This is a genomic window from Streptomyces sp. NPDC091287 (genome assembly GCF_044768525.1).
Taxonomy (GTDB): Bacteria; Actinomycetota; Actinomycetes; order Streptomycetales; family Streptomycetaceae; genus Streptomyces.
Genome location: NZ_JBIVUV010000004.1, coordinates 395812 through 409949 on the forward strand (window position 1 = coordinate 395812; position 14138 = coordinate 409949).

A 14138-nucleotide genomic window follows, 5' to 3' on the forward strand; every position below is an offset into this window, starting at 1 on the left:
ATGGCGCACACACTTTCGGACCCTTCGCCGGGGGTACCCCTTTTCGGCCCCCGCCCCCTGAAACCGGCCCCCCGCCCCACGCAAAGGGCCCCGGACCTCACGTTCGAGGTCCGGGGCCACCCGGCCGTACAGGCGCGTGCGGGTCTACAGCTCCGCGCGGAACGCCTCCGCCGTCTTCAGGAAGAGGTCGTTGCCCTCGCTCTCGCCGATCGAGACGCGGACGCCCTCACCCTTGAAGGGCCGCACGACCACTCCGGCCCGCTCGCAGGCCCCGGCGAAGTCGAGGGTCCGCTCGCCGAGCCGCAGCCAGACGAAGTTCGCCTGCGACTCCGGCACCGTCCAGCCCTGGCGCACCAGCTCCGCGCTCACCCGGGTGCGCTCGGCGACCAGCGAGCCCACCCGGCCCAGCAGCTCGTCCTCCGCGCGGAGCGAGGCCACCGCCGCGTCCTGGGCAAGCTGGCTCACCCCGAACGGGACGGCAGTCTTGCGCAGTGCCGCGGCCACCGGCTCGTGGGCCACCGCGAAGCCGACCCGCAGCCCGGCCAGACCGTACGCCTTGGAGAAGGTCCGCAGCACCGCCACGTTGGGCCGGTCCCGGTAGATCTCTATGCCGTCCGGCACCTCGGCGTCGCGGATGAACTCCTTGTACGCCTCGTCGAGCACCACCAGCACATCGCTCGGCACCCGGTCGAGGAACCGTTCCAGCTCGGCCCGGCGCACCACCGTGCCGGTGGGGTTGTTGGGATTGCAGACGAAGATCAGCCGGGTCCGGTCGGTGATCGCCTCCGCCATCGCGTCGAGGTCGTGCACCTCGCCGTCGGTCAGCGGGACCTTCACCGAGGTCGCGCCGCTGACCTGCGTGATGATCGGGTACGCCTCGAAGGACCGCCAGGCGTAGATGACCTCGTCGCCGGGTCCGGAGGTGGCCTGGAGCAGCTGCTGGGCCACCCCCACCGACCCGGTGCCGGTGGCGAGATGCGTCAGGGGCACACCGAAGCGGTCGGCCAGCTCGTTCATCAGGCCGGTGCACGCCATGTCCGGGTAGCGGTTGAAGTTCCCCGCGGCGGCGAGCGCCGACTCCAGTACCCCCGGCAGCGGCGGATAGGGATTCTCGTTGGAGGACAGCTTGTACGCGACCGGTCCACCGGCCGCCGCCGGCTTCCCCGGCACATAGGCGGGAACGCCGTCCAGCTCGGCGCGCAGCTTGGGGCTCGTCTCGCTCACCGCAGGTCCTCCTCGACCGTCCGTTCACAGCAATACTGCACACCTTAAGAGGATTGCGCCCCGCTGCGAATGGCCCGAGCGGGAAATCGACCGCAGTGCCCGGGAATGGGGCCTCGCGCGGGGCCGGTCCGAGCCCTCTCCCGGGGGGAGTGTTTCGCGTTCCGGCGCGCGCCGGTGGCTCGCGCTGTGGCGCGCGTCCCCCGAAGTGGTGAGTTGAGACCTCTTCGAGACATCGCACATACAGCAGGCTGCCGCCCTCCAGTACCTGAAACACCTATGCAATAGCGGACAACTCCCTTGCATTACAAGGATTCTGATGGGTAGTGACCTTGCAGAAACGTGCCTGTCAACGTGCGCATATGCGACCGGACCGACCACCCCTCGGAGCCCTACTATCGGCTCGCCATGACAGCAGCAGGGAAGCACCAGGTGAGCCGGACGGAGACCCCCCGGCGCAGCGGCCGGCCAGGACGGGCGGGGATCCGTGATGTGGCCGCCGCGGCCGGAGTCTCGATCACGACCGTCTCCGACGCGCTCAACGGCAAGGGCAGGCTCCCGGACGCCACCCGCCGCCATGTCCGCGAGGTCGCCGAGCGCCTGGGCTACCGCCCGTCCGCCGCGGCCCGAACCCTCCGTACGGGCAAGTCCGGCCTGATCGGCCTGACCGTGACCACGTACGGGAATGAACCTTTCACCTTCACCGAATTCGCGTACTTCGCGGAGATGGCGAGAGCCGCGACCTCCGCGGCGCTCGCCCGCGGCTACGCCCTCGTCATCCTCCCCGCCACCTCCCGGCACGACGTCTGGTCGAACGTCGCGCTCGACGGGACCGTCGTCATCGACCCCTCCGACCAGGACCCGGTCGTCACCGAACTCGTCCGCCAGGGACTGCCCGTGGTCTCGGACGGCCGCCCGGCCGGTACGCTCCCCGTCACCGCCTGGGTCGACAACGACCACCGGGCCGCCGTGCTCGACCTCCTCGACCATCTCGCCGCCGCCGGAGCCCGCCGTATCGGCCTGCTGACCGGCAACACCACCGACACGTACACCCGCTTGTCCACCACCGCCTACCTCCACTGGTGCGAGCGGGTCGGCCAGGATCCCGTCTACGAGTCCTACCCGGCCCACGACCCCTGCGCGGGGGCGGTCGCCGCCGACCGGCTGCTCGCCCGCCCGGACCGCCCCGACGCGGTCTACGGGCTCTTCGACCCCAATGGCACCGATCTCCTCGCGGCGGCCCGCCGCTACGGGCTGCGGGTCCCCGAGGACCTGCTGCTGGTCTGCTGCAGCGAGTCCACCGTGTACGCGGCCACCGAGCCGCCCATCACGACGCTCTCGCTGAAGCCCCGCCGCATCGGCACGGCCGTCGTCCAGCTCCTCATCGACGCCATCGAAGGGGTCGAGCACGACGGGCCGGTGGAGCAGGTCATACCGACGGAGCTCATCGTCCGGACCTCCTCGCAACGACGTCCACCGCGCACCACGGTCAGCGCGCCGCGCTCCCCCAGCGGGGACTGATCATCTCTTTTCGGACTAATCAGCCGGTGAACCGTGCGTGCGCCCGGATTCACCACCCCTGGTGCGTCACACAGATCGATCCGCATTCCTATGATGGGCGCACGACACCGCGGACCACCTCTACCAGGCAAGGCCCGTCAGGTGTACGGCGGCGCGACGGTGGTGGAGGGGTCGATGACTCAGGGGGCCGGTCAGGAACCCGTGGTGCGGACGGCGACGTTGCGTGACTTCCGGGTTCCGCCGTATGCGCAGACACCCGTGCCACCGCAAGCACAGGCGGCACCTCCTTCCCCGGTGCCACCGCGGGCGCCGGAACCGAACCCTCCGGCGCCCGGCGCCTCCGTGCCCCCGGCAGTGCCGCCGCGCGCTCCCGCCCCGCCCCGGCCGCCGCATCCCGGCAACGCCGTCGTGGGCGACGAGCAGCCGGAGGGCTACACCCCGACCGAGCGGGACCTCCCGGTCATCCGTCGCGGCGACACGGTCCAGGTGCGGACCGTTCCCGAGCCGCGCCCCGTGGCCGAGGACAGCCGCGGCCCGCTCTTCGTCGTCGGCGACGTCCACGGCTACCTGGACGAGCTGATCGCCGCCCTCGGCGCGCAGGGCCTCATCGACGCCGACGGGAACTGGGCCGCGGGCAACGCCCGCCTGTGGTTCCTCGGCGACTTCACCGACCGCGGGCCCGACGGCATCGGGGTCATCGACCTCGTCATGCGACTCTCCGCCGAGGCGGCGGCGGCCGGCGGCTACTGCAAGGCCCTGATGGGCAACCACGAGCTGCTGCTGATCGGTGCCAAGCGGTTCGCCGACACCCCCGTCAACTCCGGGGCCGGCACCGCCACCTTCCAGGCCGCCTGGCTGCTCAACGGCGGCCAGAAGACCGACATGGAGCGCCTCCAGGACGTCCACCTCCAGTGGATGTCCCGGCTCGACGCGGTCGTCGAGGAGGACGGGCATCTGCTGATGCACTCCGACACGACGGCCTACCTCGACTACGGGTCCACCATCGAGGACGTCAATGACACGATCACGGCCATTCTCACGCGCAATGACGCCGACGAGTGCTGGGACCTCTTCCGCAAGCTCACCAAGCGGTTCGCCTTCCGGGACGAGGGCGGCGCCCAGGCGGTGCGCGAGCTGCTGACGACGTACGGCGGACAGCGCGTCGTCCATGGTCACAGCCCCATTCCGTACCTCCTGGGCGAGGTCGGCACGGAGGACGGCGAGGACAGCGCGGGGCCCGTGATCAACGGCCCGCACGTGTACGCGGACGACCTCGCCATCGCCATGGACGGCGGAGTGACCATGGCCGGAAAGCTATTGGTGGTTCAGCTCCCGCTGCATGACTGACCGTCGGCGGGGAAGGCGCTTCAGGTTCCGCCTGCGCCGACCTCGCCGATCGACGGGCCCGTCACCGGGCCCAATTCTGGAAACACCCTGTCACCCCGTGCCGTGAGCGCTCTACCATCGGCGTATCAGTGGCAGGCTCTCCTCCGTTTCCGCCCGATCGCCCGGTCCACGCGGGCAGCCGGGCACCGACGGAGCATCGGGGGATGCAGATGACAAGCGCTCCGCACCTGCTGGCCGAGGACGGACCCGAGTACGAGCGGATCCTGGGCGACGCGCTGCGCCACGCTCATGAACGCCCGGACCTGGAGGGCGTCGGGGACCGGCTCAACACCGAACAGCTGCGCACCATGGCGCTCAGCGCCACGGCGCTGATCACCGCGGCCGCGGCCACCGAGTACGAGCACTACGTGAAGGCCCGCGGCGAACTGCGCCGCGCGGCGACCGCGGAAGGGCTCGACGGCGGCCCGGCCACGGACGGGCCGCGGAGCACGGCGGCCGGTTCGGGCGCCGGCATAGGCGCGGTCATCACGGTCCTGACCCCGCTGCTGGCCGGCTCCGCGGCCGTCATCTTCCTGCTCGTCGGCTATCTGGTGAAGGCGGTCGGCCCCTCGGTGACCTTCGGCGGCTCGATGGTCGCGGCCGGGTGGTTCTTCGCGGCGGTCGCCGCCGCGGCGATCCTGGTCGCGGCCGTCGGGCTGCTCGTCACCGCGCTCCGCAACGGCGCGACGTCGCTGGCCGCCGAGAACGAGGAGCAGGAGCTTCCGGAGGACGTCGCGCGGGCCAGGGAGGCGTGGCGCCACGCCCTGCTGGAGCGCGGCATCCTCCCGTTCCTCAGGGACGCCCTGGCCGACCCCACCGCGGGACCCGCCGCCCGGACCCCGCACCGTTCGCCCAACCGCATCCCGAAGGTCGGGTACAGCAGGCCGGACTTCTCCGGCCCGGACGAAGGCCCGGCGGCCGGTCCCCGACCGACCTTCACCAGCCCCGATTTCACGAGCCCGGACTTCGGCGGACCGGAGCACCGGCCGGACTGAGGTCCGGGTACGGCGAAGGCCGGGACGGCTGTGTGCCGCGCCCGGCCTCACGGTGCTCCGGAACGTACCGGAGCTGTTGGTCAGACGGCCGGAGCCAGCTTCGGGTTGGCACCGTGCTGGTTCGTCTCCGGCTTGCCCTCCGAGGCGAGGAAGACGAGCAGGATGATGGCGCCGACCAGCGGGACGAACGAGATGAAGAACCACCAGCCCGAGCGGCCGGTGTCGTGCAGACGACGCACCATGACCGCCAGCGACGGAACGATGACCGCGGCGAGGTAGAGGTAGTACGGGATCTGCGTGTCGATCGCCATGCCGAGCACCGACAGCACCACGGCGATGATGAAGTTGAAGAGCACGAACATCCAGTACTCCTTGCGGCGCGCGCGTCCGCTGAAGCCTGCGTAGTTCTTGAGTACGTCCAGGTACCAGTTCACGGTGATTCCCTCCCCGGCCCCCGTTCCGAGGGGGCGCCAATTTCAAGCCAAGCAAGCCGGAAAGTAAGCCACAGATAAGGAAAGGGTCAAGCGCAGGTGAGCTGCGGACCAAACGTACATACAGCTGCCACACGACTGTGTCCATACTGTCGCTTAACAAGGCGACCAACCATTTCAAAACAACCTGAAATGGCTGTAGTTACTCGGTAAGCCACACAACGCCCACAGGCTCCTGGCAGAATCAGGCCTCAGTCCCGCGGGTTCGCTGCCTGTGGCCGGAGAAGCCGACCGCCGGGGACGGGCCGGCGGCCGGCCCTGATCAGTCGGCGATGGGCAGGTAGACCCGGTTGCCGGCGGCCGCGAACTCCTTCGACTTCTCGGCCATGCCCTGCTCGATCTCCTCCTGCGAACCGCCGTGCTGACGCCGGATGTCCTGGGAGATCTTCATCGAGCAGAACTTCGGCCCGCACATCGAGCAGAAGTGCGCCGTCTTCGCCGGTTCGGCGGGCAGCGTCTCGTCGTGGAACTCCCGCGCCGTGTCCGGGTCGAGGGCCAGGTTGAACTGGTCCTCCCAGCGGAACTCGAACCGCGCGTCGGAGAGGGCGTCGTCCCACTCCTGCGCGCCCGGGTGCCCCTTGGCCAGGTCGGCCGCGTGGGCGGCGATCTTGTAGGTGATGACCCCCGTCTTCACGTCGTCCCGGTTCGGCAGTCCCAGGTGCTCCTTGGGCGTGACGTAGCAGAGCATCGCCGTGCCCCACCAGGCGATCATCGCGGCGCCGATGCCGGAGGTGATGTGGTCGTAGGCGGGCGCGACGTCCGTGGTCAGCGGGCCGAGCGTGTAGAACGGCGCCTCCTCGCAGATCTCCTGCTGAAGGTCGATGTTCTCCTTGATCTTGTGCATCGGGACGTGCCCGGGGCCCTCGATCATGGTCTGGACGCCGAACCGCTTCGCGATCGTGTTCAGTTCGCCCAGCGTGCGCAACTCGGCGAACTGCGCCTCGTCGTTGGCGTCCGCGATCGAACCGGGACGCAGTCCGTCGCCCAGGGAGTAGGTGACGTCGTATGTCGCGAGGATCTCGCAGAGCTCCTCGAAGTGCTCGTAGAGGAACGACTCCTTGTGGTGGGCGAGACACCAGGCCGCCATGATCGAGCCGCCGCGCGAGACGATGCCGGTCTTGCGGCGGGCCGTCAGGGGGACGTACGGCAGGCGCACCCCGGCGTGCACCGTCATGTAGTCCACGCCCTGCTCGGCCTGTTCGATGACGGTGTCCTTGTAGATCTCCCAGGTCAGCTCCTCGGCCCGGCCGTCGACCTTCTCCAGGGCCTGGTAGAGCGGGACGGTGCCGATCGGCACGGGGGAGTTGCGCAGCACCCATTCACGGGTGGTGTGGATGTTGCGGCCGGTGGACAGGTCCATGACCGTGTCGGCGCCCCACTTCGTCGCCCAGGTCATCTTGTCCACCTCCTCCTCGATGGAGGAGGTGACGGCCGAGTTGCCGATGTTGGCGTTGACCTTCACCAGGAACCGCTTGCCGATGATCATCGGCTCGATCTCGGGGTGGTTGACGTTGGCGGGCAGCACCGCCCGGCCCTGCGCGATCTCCTCGCGGACGACCTCGGCCTCCACGTTCTCCCGGATCGCCACGTACTCCATCTCCGGGGTGATCTCCCCCCGTCGGGCGTACGCGAGCTGGGTGACGGGGCGTCCGTCGCGGCTGCGGCGCGGCTGGCGCGGGCGGCCGGGGAAGACGGCGTCGAGGTTGCGCAGTCCGCCGCGCGGCGAGGTGTGCTTGAGCCCGTCGTCCTCGGGGCGGGCCGGCCGGCCCGCGTACTCCTCGGTGTCGCCGCGGGCGATGATCCAGTTCTCCCGCAGGGGCGCGAGGCCCCGGCGGACATCGGTGTCGATGGAGGGATCGGTGTACGGCCCGGACGTGTCGTACAGCGTCACGTCCTTGCCGTTGGTGAGGTGCACCTGTCGAACCGGCACCCGGAGGTCCGGGCGCGAGCCCTGGACGTACCCCTTGTGCCAGCCGATGGACTTCCCGGCCTCGTCGTTGCGCGTTCCGTCGCCCGGCGTCGTGCCGACCGGCGTTCCGTCGTTCTGTTTCGAGGCAGGCGTGCGTGCGTCCGCTGTGGTCATGAGACCTACTCCCTACGCCGGCATTACCCGGTAACAGGTTCGGCGGTCGGCGCAGCGTGTCCCGTACGGATGTACGGCGATCAGCGCCCTCTCAGCCCGGTGCTCCGAGCTCCCGCGTGTGCAAAGGTGCCTCCACGCTAGCGTCCTTTCGGGCGAGCTGACCAGAGGGCCCTCCCGTTCTTGCGATGATCGCCCCGTGACCTCCCCCCAAAGCGACCCCGCACCCCAGCCGCCCCAGGGCCACACCCACGGCCACACCCACAGCCACGGACCGGCCGCTCCGGTCTCCCGGCACCTGCGCAAGGTCATCGCCGCCGTACTGATCCCGTTCGCGACGGCGGTCGTCGTCGGCCTGATCGCGTTCTGGCCCGGCGGCGCGCCCGACCACGAGCGCACCGGCGTCGGATTCGACCGGCAGACCCAGGACGGCAAGGTCGTCCAGGTCGTGAAGGTCGACTGCGCGGACGTCAACGCCGCGCAGGTACCCCCGACCGGCGACACCTCCACGCCCTCGGGCCGCGAGGCCGTCAACGAGCAGGAGGGGGAGTGCGCGAAGGCCACCATCGAGGTGACCAGCGGCGACGACAAGGGCCGGAAGTTCGTCGAGGTGGTCCAGCCGGACGCGCCCCGACAGCTGAAGGAGGGTCAGGGCGTGGTCGTCGCGTACGCCCCCGACGCGCCGCGCGACCTCCAGTACTCGGTGACCGACGTGGACCGGAAGATCCCGATGGCGGTGCTGGCCGGGATCTTCGCGCTGGCGGTGGTCCTGGTGGGCAGGATGCGCGGGGTGATGGCGCTGGTGGCGCTGGTGGTGTCGTTCGCCGTGCTGACCCTGTTCATCCTGCCGGCGATCCTGCAAGGCTCGAACCCGCTGGTCGTGGCGGTGATCGGGGCCAGCGCGATCATGCTGGCGGCCCTCTATCTGTGCCACGGGGTGACGGCCCGTACGTCGGTCGCGGTCGTCGGCACGCTGATCTCGCTGCTGCTGATCGGGCTGCTGGGCTCCCTGTTCATCGGCTGGGCGAGCCTGAGCGGCAACACCGACGACAACACCGGCCTCATCCACGGCCTCTACCCGGACATCGATATGAGCGGTCTGCTGCTGGCCGGCGTCATCATCGGTTCGCTCGGGGTGCTCGACGATGTGACGGTCACCCAGACCTCCGCCGTCTGGGAACTGCACCAGGCGGACCCGCGGATGGGTTGGAAGGGTCTGTACCGGGCAGGTATCCGGATCGGAAGGGACCACATCGCCTCGGTGGTCAACACCCTGGTGCTGGCGTACGCGGGCGCGGCGTTGCCGCTGCTGCTGCTCTTCTCCATCGCCCAGAGCGGTGTGGGGACGGTGGCCAACAGCGAGCTGGTCGCCGAGGAGATCGTCCGCACGTTGGTCGGGTCGATCGGCCTGGTCGCCTCGGTGCCGGTGACCACGGTGCTCGCGGCGCTGGTCGTCTCCGCGGACCGTTCGGGGTCCGGCGGCGCACAGGCGGCTACGGCCGCACCCGCGCGGACGGGTCGGGGCCGTCGTCGTAAGACGGGGTGACGGGGCATCGGGGGCGCGCCCGGTCAGCCCGCGTTCTGCTCCTCGGCGAGGATGCGACCGAGCGCATCCTCCAGGTTTCCGTCGAAGTCACCCAGCGTGTGCTCCTGACCGAGCGGCACGAGCTTGTCCGTCCGGTCGAGAAACGCCACCAGCGGCGCCGTCCCCGCCCGGAACAGCGCACGGTCCGCGCCGACCTGGAGCCGGATGTGCACATCGCCGAGGCCCTCGGGCTCGGTCGGGCCGATGTGCACATCTCCGTCGCCGCTCGGGCTGTTGAGCCCGTCCAGCAGCAGCTCGCGGCCGAATGCCCAGGTCACAGGGGCATCGCCGGGAAGGTGGAACGTCATCCGGATGGCATACGGATCGCCGACCTCGTACCGGAGCTCCACCGGAATACGGAACGAGAGCTCCTCGGAGACGAGGAAGCTCATCATGACCTCTGCTTGAACCGACTCGCGCATCGTTCAACCCCGCAGTAGATGAATCTGGCCAGGAATGATCCCCCATGGCCCTATTGACGCCATCGTGGTGCACGCGATAGCAGATCACAAGGAGTGATTTTTCAGATACTGATAGAGAACACGAGCGAACGCAAGAGGCTGGTGACTTCGCCACGTAGCTGTTCGACTGCGGGCAGCAACCGATCTTCTCGGTCGAGAGGTACGGAAATGGCCATCGCCGCAATCGTGGCACCGGCCGTGACGGGAATCGCGGCGCACACGGTCCCCAGTGCGTACTCCTGGCGTTCGATGACCGGTTCACCTCGTCGGAGGGTACGCAGCCGTTCCAGAAGCGTGGCGCGATCTCGCACTGAGTAACGGGTGAGGGGGCGCACGGGGTGCCGGTCGAGGTGGTCCTCGCGGGCTCGCTCGTCGAGTTGGGCGAGCAGACACTGGCCGATGGCGTGCGCGTGGGCGGTTTCCCGGAACGAGGCCCACTCCTCCACTGCCGGGGTGTCGGGGCCGTCCGCGACCGCGATGAGATCGATCTCGCCGTCGCAGTAGACGGCGCAGTACACCGGGGCTCCGATGACGTCCCGCCAGTGGCCGAGGGAGTCGGCGACGGAGGCGGGGCGCGGACGGCTCCGCACCCCGGGGGCGACGGTCAGATTCTCGGCGGCCGCGCCGAAGAGGAAGACACCGTTCTCGCGGCGGAGATAGCCCTCATGGGTGAGGGTGCGCAGCAAGTGGTACGCGGTCGGAAGCGGAAGCCCCGCCTCACGTGCCAGTTGCTTGGCGGGCGCCCCGTCCCGATGGGTGCCCACAGCCTCCAGCAGCCTCAACGCCCGCTGGACCGAACCGATCAACGTCGGAACAGCGGTGCTAGATGCCGTGGTCAAGGGCCACCCCCAGGCATGGTGACGGGCCGTCGGCCCTCCCGTGGGGGCCGCCCCCACGGGCCTGCCGCGATCCCGAGGACCGGAGATCCGGCCCGTGACCGGCGAGGACCGGTCCGGGCGCCGACGATCGAAGGCCAACGACCGGACTGTCGTACCCAGGACCGATCAGGTGATCGATATGGTGACGGAAGGTCACATTCCGGATGGCGGCAGTGGTATGTCACTGTATCGGCCGTCTGCGGCAGACGGGTGGTTTCCTCCGGGACTTAGCTCTGCTGGGCTAATCACCCGCGCCGGCGCCGACCTCACCTCGTCCTGCGGGCCCGTGACGGAAGGGCCGGACGGAACAGACCGGCCCCCGCGCCGGCCCGCGTTCCGTGTACTACCAGTCACCGCGCGAGGACGACGACGACGTGAACTTGCGGACGACGAAGATCAGCCCGCCGACCACGACGACGAAGACCAGCGCCTTGAAGAGCAGGCTGATCACGAAGCCGACGACGCTGGCGATCAGCCCGCCGAACACGAAGATCGCAATGACGGGCACCGCGATCCACTTCACCCACCAGGGCATTCCCGCGAATATCTCCCGCACGGCCATCGCCTCTACCTCGTCTCTCTGAGTCCTTGCCTCGATGCTAAAGGCGCGAAGGCCTCCCGCGGGGGCGGGCAGCCCTTGAAGACCCCTGATCGAGCCCCTAGGGAGTGTCCGCAAAGTATCGTCGTCCGCCCTCTGGGCGGGGCCCGCGGCGTCTGGTGCGTGCTCTCGCAAGGCGCCGGAGTGTCCTAGTAGCGGAGCTACTCGGGCATTTCGGCAACGCCGCGAGAGTGCGTGCCAGACGCCGCGGGCCAGACGAGACTTTGCGGACACGACCTAGGGATCCCCGGGACGGAGGCCCAACTCTTGGGCGCCGGGAATCAGCCCTCGGGCGGCGAGAAGACGACCATCACCCGCAGATCCTCGGTGATGTGGTGGAACTTGTGGTCCACGCCCGCGGGCACGTAGACGACGCTTCCCCTGCCGACCTGCGTCGTCTCCGTCCCCACCGTGATCGAGGCCCGCCCGCTGACGACGAAGTAGACCTCGTCCTGCTGGTGCGGCTGCTGCGGATCGAGCTCTCCCGCGTCCAGGGCGTACAGGCCGACCGACATATTGCGTTCCCGCACGAACTGCAGGTAGGCGCCGTCATTGGCGGCCCGCTCCGCCTCCAGCTCGTCCAGTCTGAATGCCTTCATGGCCCGTCCCGCCCCTTGTACTCACGCTGTCGGCTGTGCCCGCGCTGCCGGTGTCCACCACCGATCATGTCTGCCACGATCAGACACATGAAGAATTTCGTAGTCAAGACGATCGCCAACGCGGGTGCGCTGGCCGTTGCCATCTGGCTCATCGGCAACATCACTCTGGAGGGCGGCAGCACGGGCCGCAAGGCCCTCACCCTGATCCTGGTCGCGCTGATCTTCGGCCTGGTGAACTTCCTGGTGAAGCCGGTGGTCCAGCTCCTGACGTTCCCGTTGTTCATCCTGACGCTGGGGTTGATCACCCTGGTGGTCAACGCCCTGATGCTGATGCTGACCTCCTGGCTGGCCGGCGTGTTCGATCTCAGCTTCCACGTCGAAGGGTTCTGGACGGCGGTGCTCGGCGGTCTGATCATCTCGGTCGTGTCCTGGGCGCTCAACGTCGTCCTGCCCGACGAGGACTGATTCCGGTATGCGGGATTCCGGACCTCCGGGGAAGGCCGCTCCGGGAGCCTCTGGAAGAGTGCGGGGGACACCGGTCCACCACCGGGAGAGCAGCGAAGGAGCAGGCATGAGCACCATGGGCGACGGAACACGCGCGGTACGCGCCGGGCTTCCCGAACCGGAGCAGTTCGGACCCACTCTGCCCGGCCCGGTCTTCGCCGCGCACTTCCACCTCTCCGGCGAACCGGTGGGTCCCTACACCTACGGCCGGGAGACCAACCCGACCTGGACCCACCTGGAGCGGGCCATCGGCGAGCTGGAGGCTCCCGGCGAGGACGTGGGCACGACCGTGTTCGCCTCGGGCATGGCGGCGATCACCGCGGTGCTGCTCTCCCAGGTCCGCTCGGGCGACGCCGTGGTCCTCCCCGACGACGGCTACCAGGCACTGCCACTCGTACGGGAGCAACTGGAGGCGTACGGGGTCGAGGTCCGGACCGCGCCGACCGGCGGCGACGCCCAGCTGGCCCTGCTGACCGGGGCGAAGCTGCTCTGGATCGAGAGCCCGTCCAACCCGGGCCTGGACGTCTGCGACATCCGGCGGCTGGTCGAGGCCGCGCACGCGGCGGGCGCGCTGGTCGCGGTCGACAACACCCTGGCCACCCCGATCGGCCAGCGCCCGCTGGAGCTGGGCGCCGATTTCTCGGTCGCCAGCGACACCAAGGGCATGACCGGCCACGGCGACATCCTGCTCGGCCATGTGACCTGCCGCGATCCCGGGCTGACGGCGGACGTACGGCGCTGGCGCAAGGTCGTCGGGGCGATCCCGGGGCCGATGGAGGCCTGGCTGGCGCACCGCTCGCTCGCCACCCTCCAGTTGCGCATCGACCGGCAGTGCACCACCGCCCTCGCTCTCGCAGAGGCGCTGACGAAGCGTGCGGAGGTCACCGGGCTGCGGTATCCGGGACTGCCCACCGACCCGTCACACGTCGTCGCGGGGCGCCAGATGCGGCGCTTCGGATCCGTGGTCTCCTTCGAGTTGGCCGACCGGGAGACCGCGGAGCGCTTCCTGTCCGCGCTGCGCCTGGTCGACGACGCGACGAGCTTCGGCGGCGTCCGGTCCACCGCGGAGCGCCGGGGCCGCTGGGGCGGCGACGCCGTCGCGGAGGGCTTCATCCGCTTCTCGGTCGGCGCGGAGGACCCCGAGGACCTGCTCGCCGACGTCGAACAGGCGCTGAACACGGCGGTCCGGTAGGCCGGGGGAGTTTCAGAGGCTCCTCCACGGGCCACTCTCTTGCCATGACCGAACGTCCTGTGGTCAAGCGCACCGCACGCGCCGTCCTGCTCGACGGCGACGACCTCATCCTGATCAAGCGCACGAAGCCGGGAGTCGATCCGTACTGGCTCACGCCCGGCGGCGGGGTCGAGCCGGAGGACGCCACCGTCGTCGAAGCACTGCACCGCGAGGTCGACGAGGAGCTGGGCGCCAAGATCGTCGACGTGGTCCCGTGCTTCGTCGACACCGTGGAGCACATCGCGGACGGTGGCGTGACGGGAGTGAAGGTCCAGCACTTCTTCGTCTGCCGACTGGCGTCGATGGACGTCTCCCTGCGGCACGGCCCGGAGATCGACGAGCCCACCGGGGAGTACGAGATCGTCCGGGTGCCGTTCAGCCGGGTCGGGATCGCGGCCGTGCACCTCGTTCCGCTGTCCCTGCGGCACTACCTCGACGGCAACATCGAAGGCGTACGGGCGATGCACGCCCCCGACCTGGGCTGACACCCCCCGCGGCGGGCACGCACCCCAGCCCTGCCGGGGCGCGTACTCCCCAGCGGGTACCCATGGATACTCCCGCTGCCGGACGCCCCGGGGAGCCCCTCTC

14 protein-coding genes and 1 riboswitch are annotated in these 14138 nt (G+C 69.6%); of the genes, 7 read left to right on the forward strand and 7 right to left on the reverse strand.

Annotated features, from left to right (window positions below):
• Positions 1 to 144: 144 nt before the first annotated feature.
• Positions 145 to 1224: a histidinol-phosphate transaminase gene (gene hisC / locus ACIQRW_RS08475; protein ID WP_403756251.1), complete on the reverse strand. Its 1080-nt coding sequence runs from the start codon at positions 1222 to 1224 to the stop codon at positions 145 to 147.
• A 405-nt stretch (positions 1225 to 1629) separates the two neighbouring features.
• Here hisC and ACIQRW_RS08480 point away from each other — a divergent pair, with 405 nt between their 5' ends.
• From ACIQRW_RS08480 to ACIQRW_RS08490, 3 genes are all read left to right on the forward strand, one after another.
• On the forward strand, positions 1630 to 2742 hold the full coding sequence (locus ACIQRW_RS08480) for a LacI family DNA-binding transcriptional regulator (RefSeq protein ID WP_006126041.1): 1113 nt from the start codon (positions 1630 to 1632) through the stop codon (positions 2740 to 2742).
• Between the two features lie 159 nt (positions 2743 to 2901).
• The gene (locus ACIQRW_RS08485; RefSeq protein ID WP_403756431.1) at positions 2902 to 4089 is read left to right on the forward strand and encodes a metallophosphoesterase; all 1188 of its coding nucleotides are present in this window, start codon (positions 2902 to 2904) and stop codon (positions 4087 to 4089) included.
• A 203-nt stretch (positions 4090 to 4292) separates the two neighbouring features.
• Entirely contained in the window at positions 4293 to 5123 is an 831-nt protein-coding gene (locus ACIQRW_RS08490; RefSeq protein ID WP_403756253.1) for a hypothetical protein, read from the forward strand.
• An 80-nt stretch (positions 5124 to 5203) separates the two neighbouring features.
• On the opposite strand, the gene ACIQRW_RS08495 is transcribed toward ACIQRW_RS08490, so the two are convergent.
• Positions 5204 to 5557, reverse strand: coding sequence for a DUF805 domain-containing protein (locus ACIQRW_RS08495; protein WP_361324758.1), 354 nt, complete (start codon positions 5555 to 5557; stop codon positions 5204 to 5206).
• A 319-nt stretch (positions 5558 to 5876) separates the two neighbouring features.
• Positions 5877 to 7697 (reverse strand): phosphomethylpyrimidine synthase ThiC, encoded by a 1821-nt coding sequence (gene thiC, locus ACIQRW_RS08500; RefSeq protein WP_403756256.1) that lies wholly within the window; start codon positions 7695 to 7697, stop codon positions 5877 to 5879.
• A riboswitch (TPP riboswitch) is annotated at positions 7690 to 7823 on the reverse strand. Its footprint overlaps the gene before it by 8 nt.
• Before the next feature lie 70 nt (positions 7824 to 7893).
• On the opposite strand from thiC, the gene ACIQRW_RS08505 reads away from it, so the two are divergent.
• Positions 7894 to 9240 carry a YibE/F family protein gene (locus ACIQRW_RS08505; protein ID WP_403756259.1) on the forward strand — a complete coding sequence of 449 codons (1347 nt, stop codon included), beginning with the start codon at positions 7894 to 7896 and terminating at the stop codon, positions 9238 to 9240.
• A 23-nt stretch (positions 9241 to 9263) separates the two neighbouring features.
• Here the strand turns inward: ACIQRW_RS08505 and ACIQRW_RS08510 are convergent, their stop codons facing one another.
• From ACIQRW_RS08510 to ACIQRW_RS08525, 4 genes are all read right to left on the reverse strand, one after another.
• Entirely contained in the window at positions 9264 to 9701 is a 438-nt protein-coding gene (locus ACIQRW_RS08510; protein ID WP_024263706.1) for an SsgA family sporulation/cell division regulator, read from the reverse strand.
• 101 nt (positions 9702 to 9802) lie between these two features.
• Positions 9803 to 10579 (reverse strand): IclR family transcriptional regulator, encoded by a 777-nt coding sequence (locus ACIQRW_RS08515; RefSeq protein WP_403756262.1) that lies wholly within the window; start codon positions 10577 to 10579, stop codon positions 9803 to 9805.
• Between the two features lie 382 nt (positions 10580 to 10961).
• Positions 10962 to 11174 carry a DUF5326 family protein gene (locus ACIQRW_RS08520; RefSeq protein ID WP_403756264.1) on the reverse strand — a complete coding sequence of 71 codons (213 nt, stop codon included), beginning with the start codon at positions 11172 to 11174 and terminating at the stop codon, positions 10962 to 10964.
• Positions 11175 to 11497: 323 nt separating this feature from the next.
• Complete coding sequence (locus tag ACIQRW_RS08525; RefSeq protein WP_403756266.1) at positions 11498 to 11815, reverse strand: cupin domain-containing protein; 318 nt, start codon at positions 11813 to 11815, stop codon at positions 11498 to 11500.
• 87 nt (positions 11816 to 11902) lie between these two features.
• On the opposite strand from ACIQRW_RS08525, the gene ACIQRW_RS08530 reads away from it, so the two are divergent.
• From ACIQRW_RS08530 to ACIQRW_RS08540, 3 genes are all read left to right on the forward strand, one after another.
• Positions 11903 to 12280 carry a phage holin family protein gene (locus tag ACIQRW_RS08530; protein ID WP_217221854.1) on the forward strand — a complete coding sequence of 126 codons (378 nt, stop codon included), beginning with the start codon at positions 11903 to 11905 and terminating at the stop codon, positions 12278 to 12280.
• A 106-nt stretch (positions 12281 to 12386) separates the two neighbouring features.
• The gene (locus tag ACIQRW_RS08535; RefSeq protein ID WP_403756269.1) at positions 12387 to 13511 is read left to right on the forward strand and encodes a cystathionine gamma-lyase; all 1125 of its coding nucleotides are present in this window, start codon (positions 12387 to 12389) and stop codon (positions 13509 to 13511) included.
• A 44-nt stretch (positions 13512 to 13555) separates the two neighbouring features.
• A complete protein-coding gene (locus ACIQRW_RS08540; RefSeq protein WP_003967847.1) occupies positions 13556 to 14035 on the forward strand; it encodes an NUDIX domain-containing protein in 480 nt (159 codons plus the stop codon).
• The last annotated feature ends 103 nt before the right edge of the window (positions 14036 to 14138 follow it).

Excerpts from the sequence above, each read along its gene's own strand:
- ACIQRW_RS08480 (WP_006126041.1), top strand. The coding sequence starts at position 1,630 with ATGACAGCAGCAGGGAAGCACCAGGTGAGCCGGACGGAGACCCCCCGG.
- ACIQRW_RS08490 (WP_403756253.1), top strand. The coding sequence starts at position 4,293 with ATGCAGATGACAAGCGCTCCGCACCTGCTGGCCGAGGACGGACCCGAG.
- thiC (WP_403756256.1), bottom strand. The coding sequence starts at position 7,697 with ATGACCACAGCGGACGCACGCACGCCTGCCTCGAAACAGAACGACGGA.
- ACIQRW_RS08510 (WP_024263706.1), bottom strand. The coding sequence starts at position 9,701 with ATGCGCGAGTCGGTTCAAGCAGAGGTCATGATGAGCTTCCTCGTCTCC.
- ACIQRW_RS08525 (WP_403756266.1), bottom strand. The coding sequence starts at position 11,815 with ATGAAGGCATTCAGACTGGACGAGCTGGAGGCGGAGCGGGCCGCCAAT.
- ACIQRW_RS08530 (WP_217221854.1), top strand. The coding sequence starts at position 11,903 with ATGAAGAATTTCGTAGTCAAGACGATCGCCAACGCGGGTGCGCTGGCC.
- ACIQRW_RS08535 (WP_403756269.1), top strand. The coding sequence starts at position 12,387 with ATGAGCACCATGGGCGACGGAACACGCGCGGTACGCGCCGGGCTTCCC.
- ACIQRW_RS08540 (WP_003967847.1), top strand. The coding sequence starts at position 13,556 with ATGACCGAACGTCCTGTGGTCAAGCGCACCGCACGCGCCGTCCTGCTC.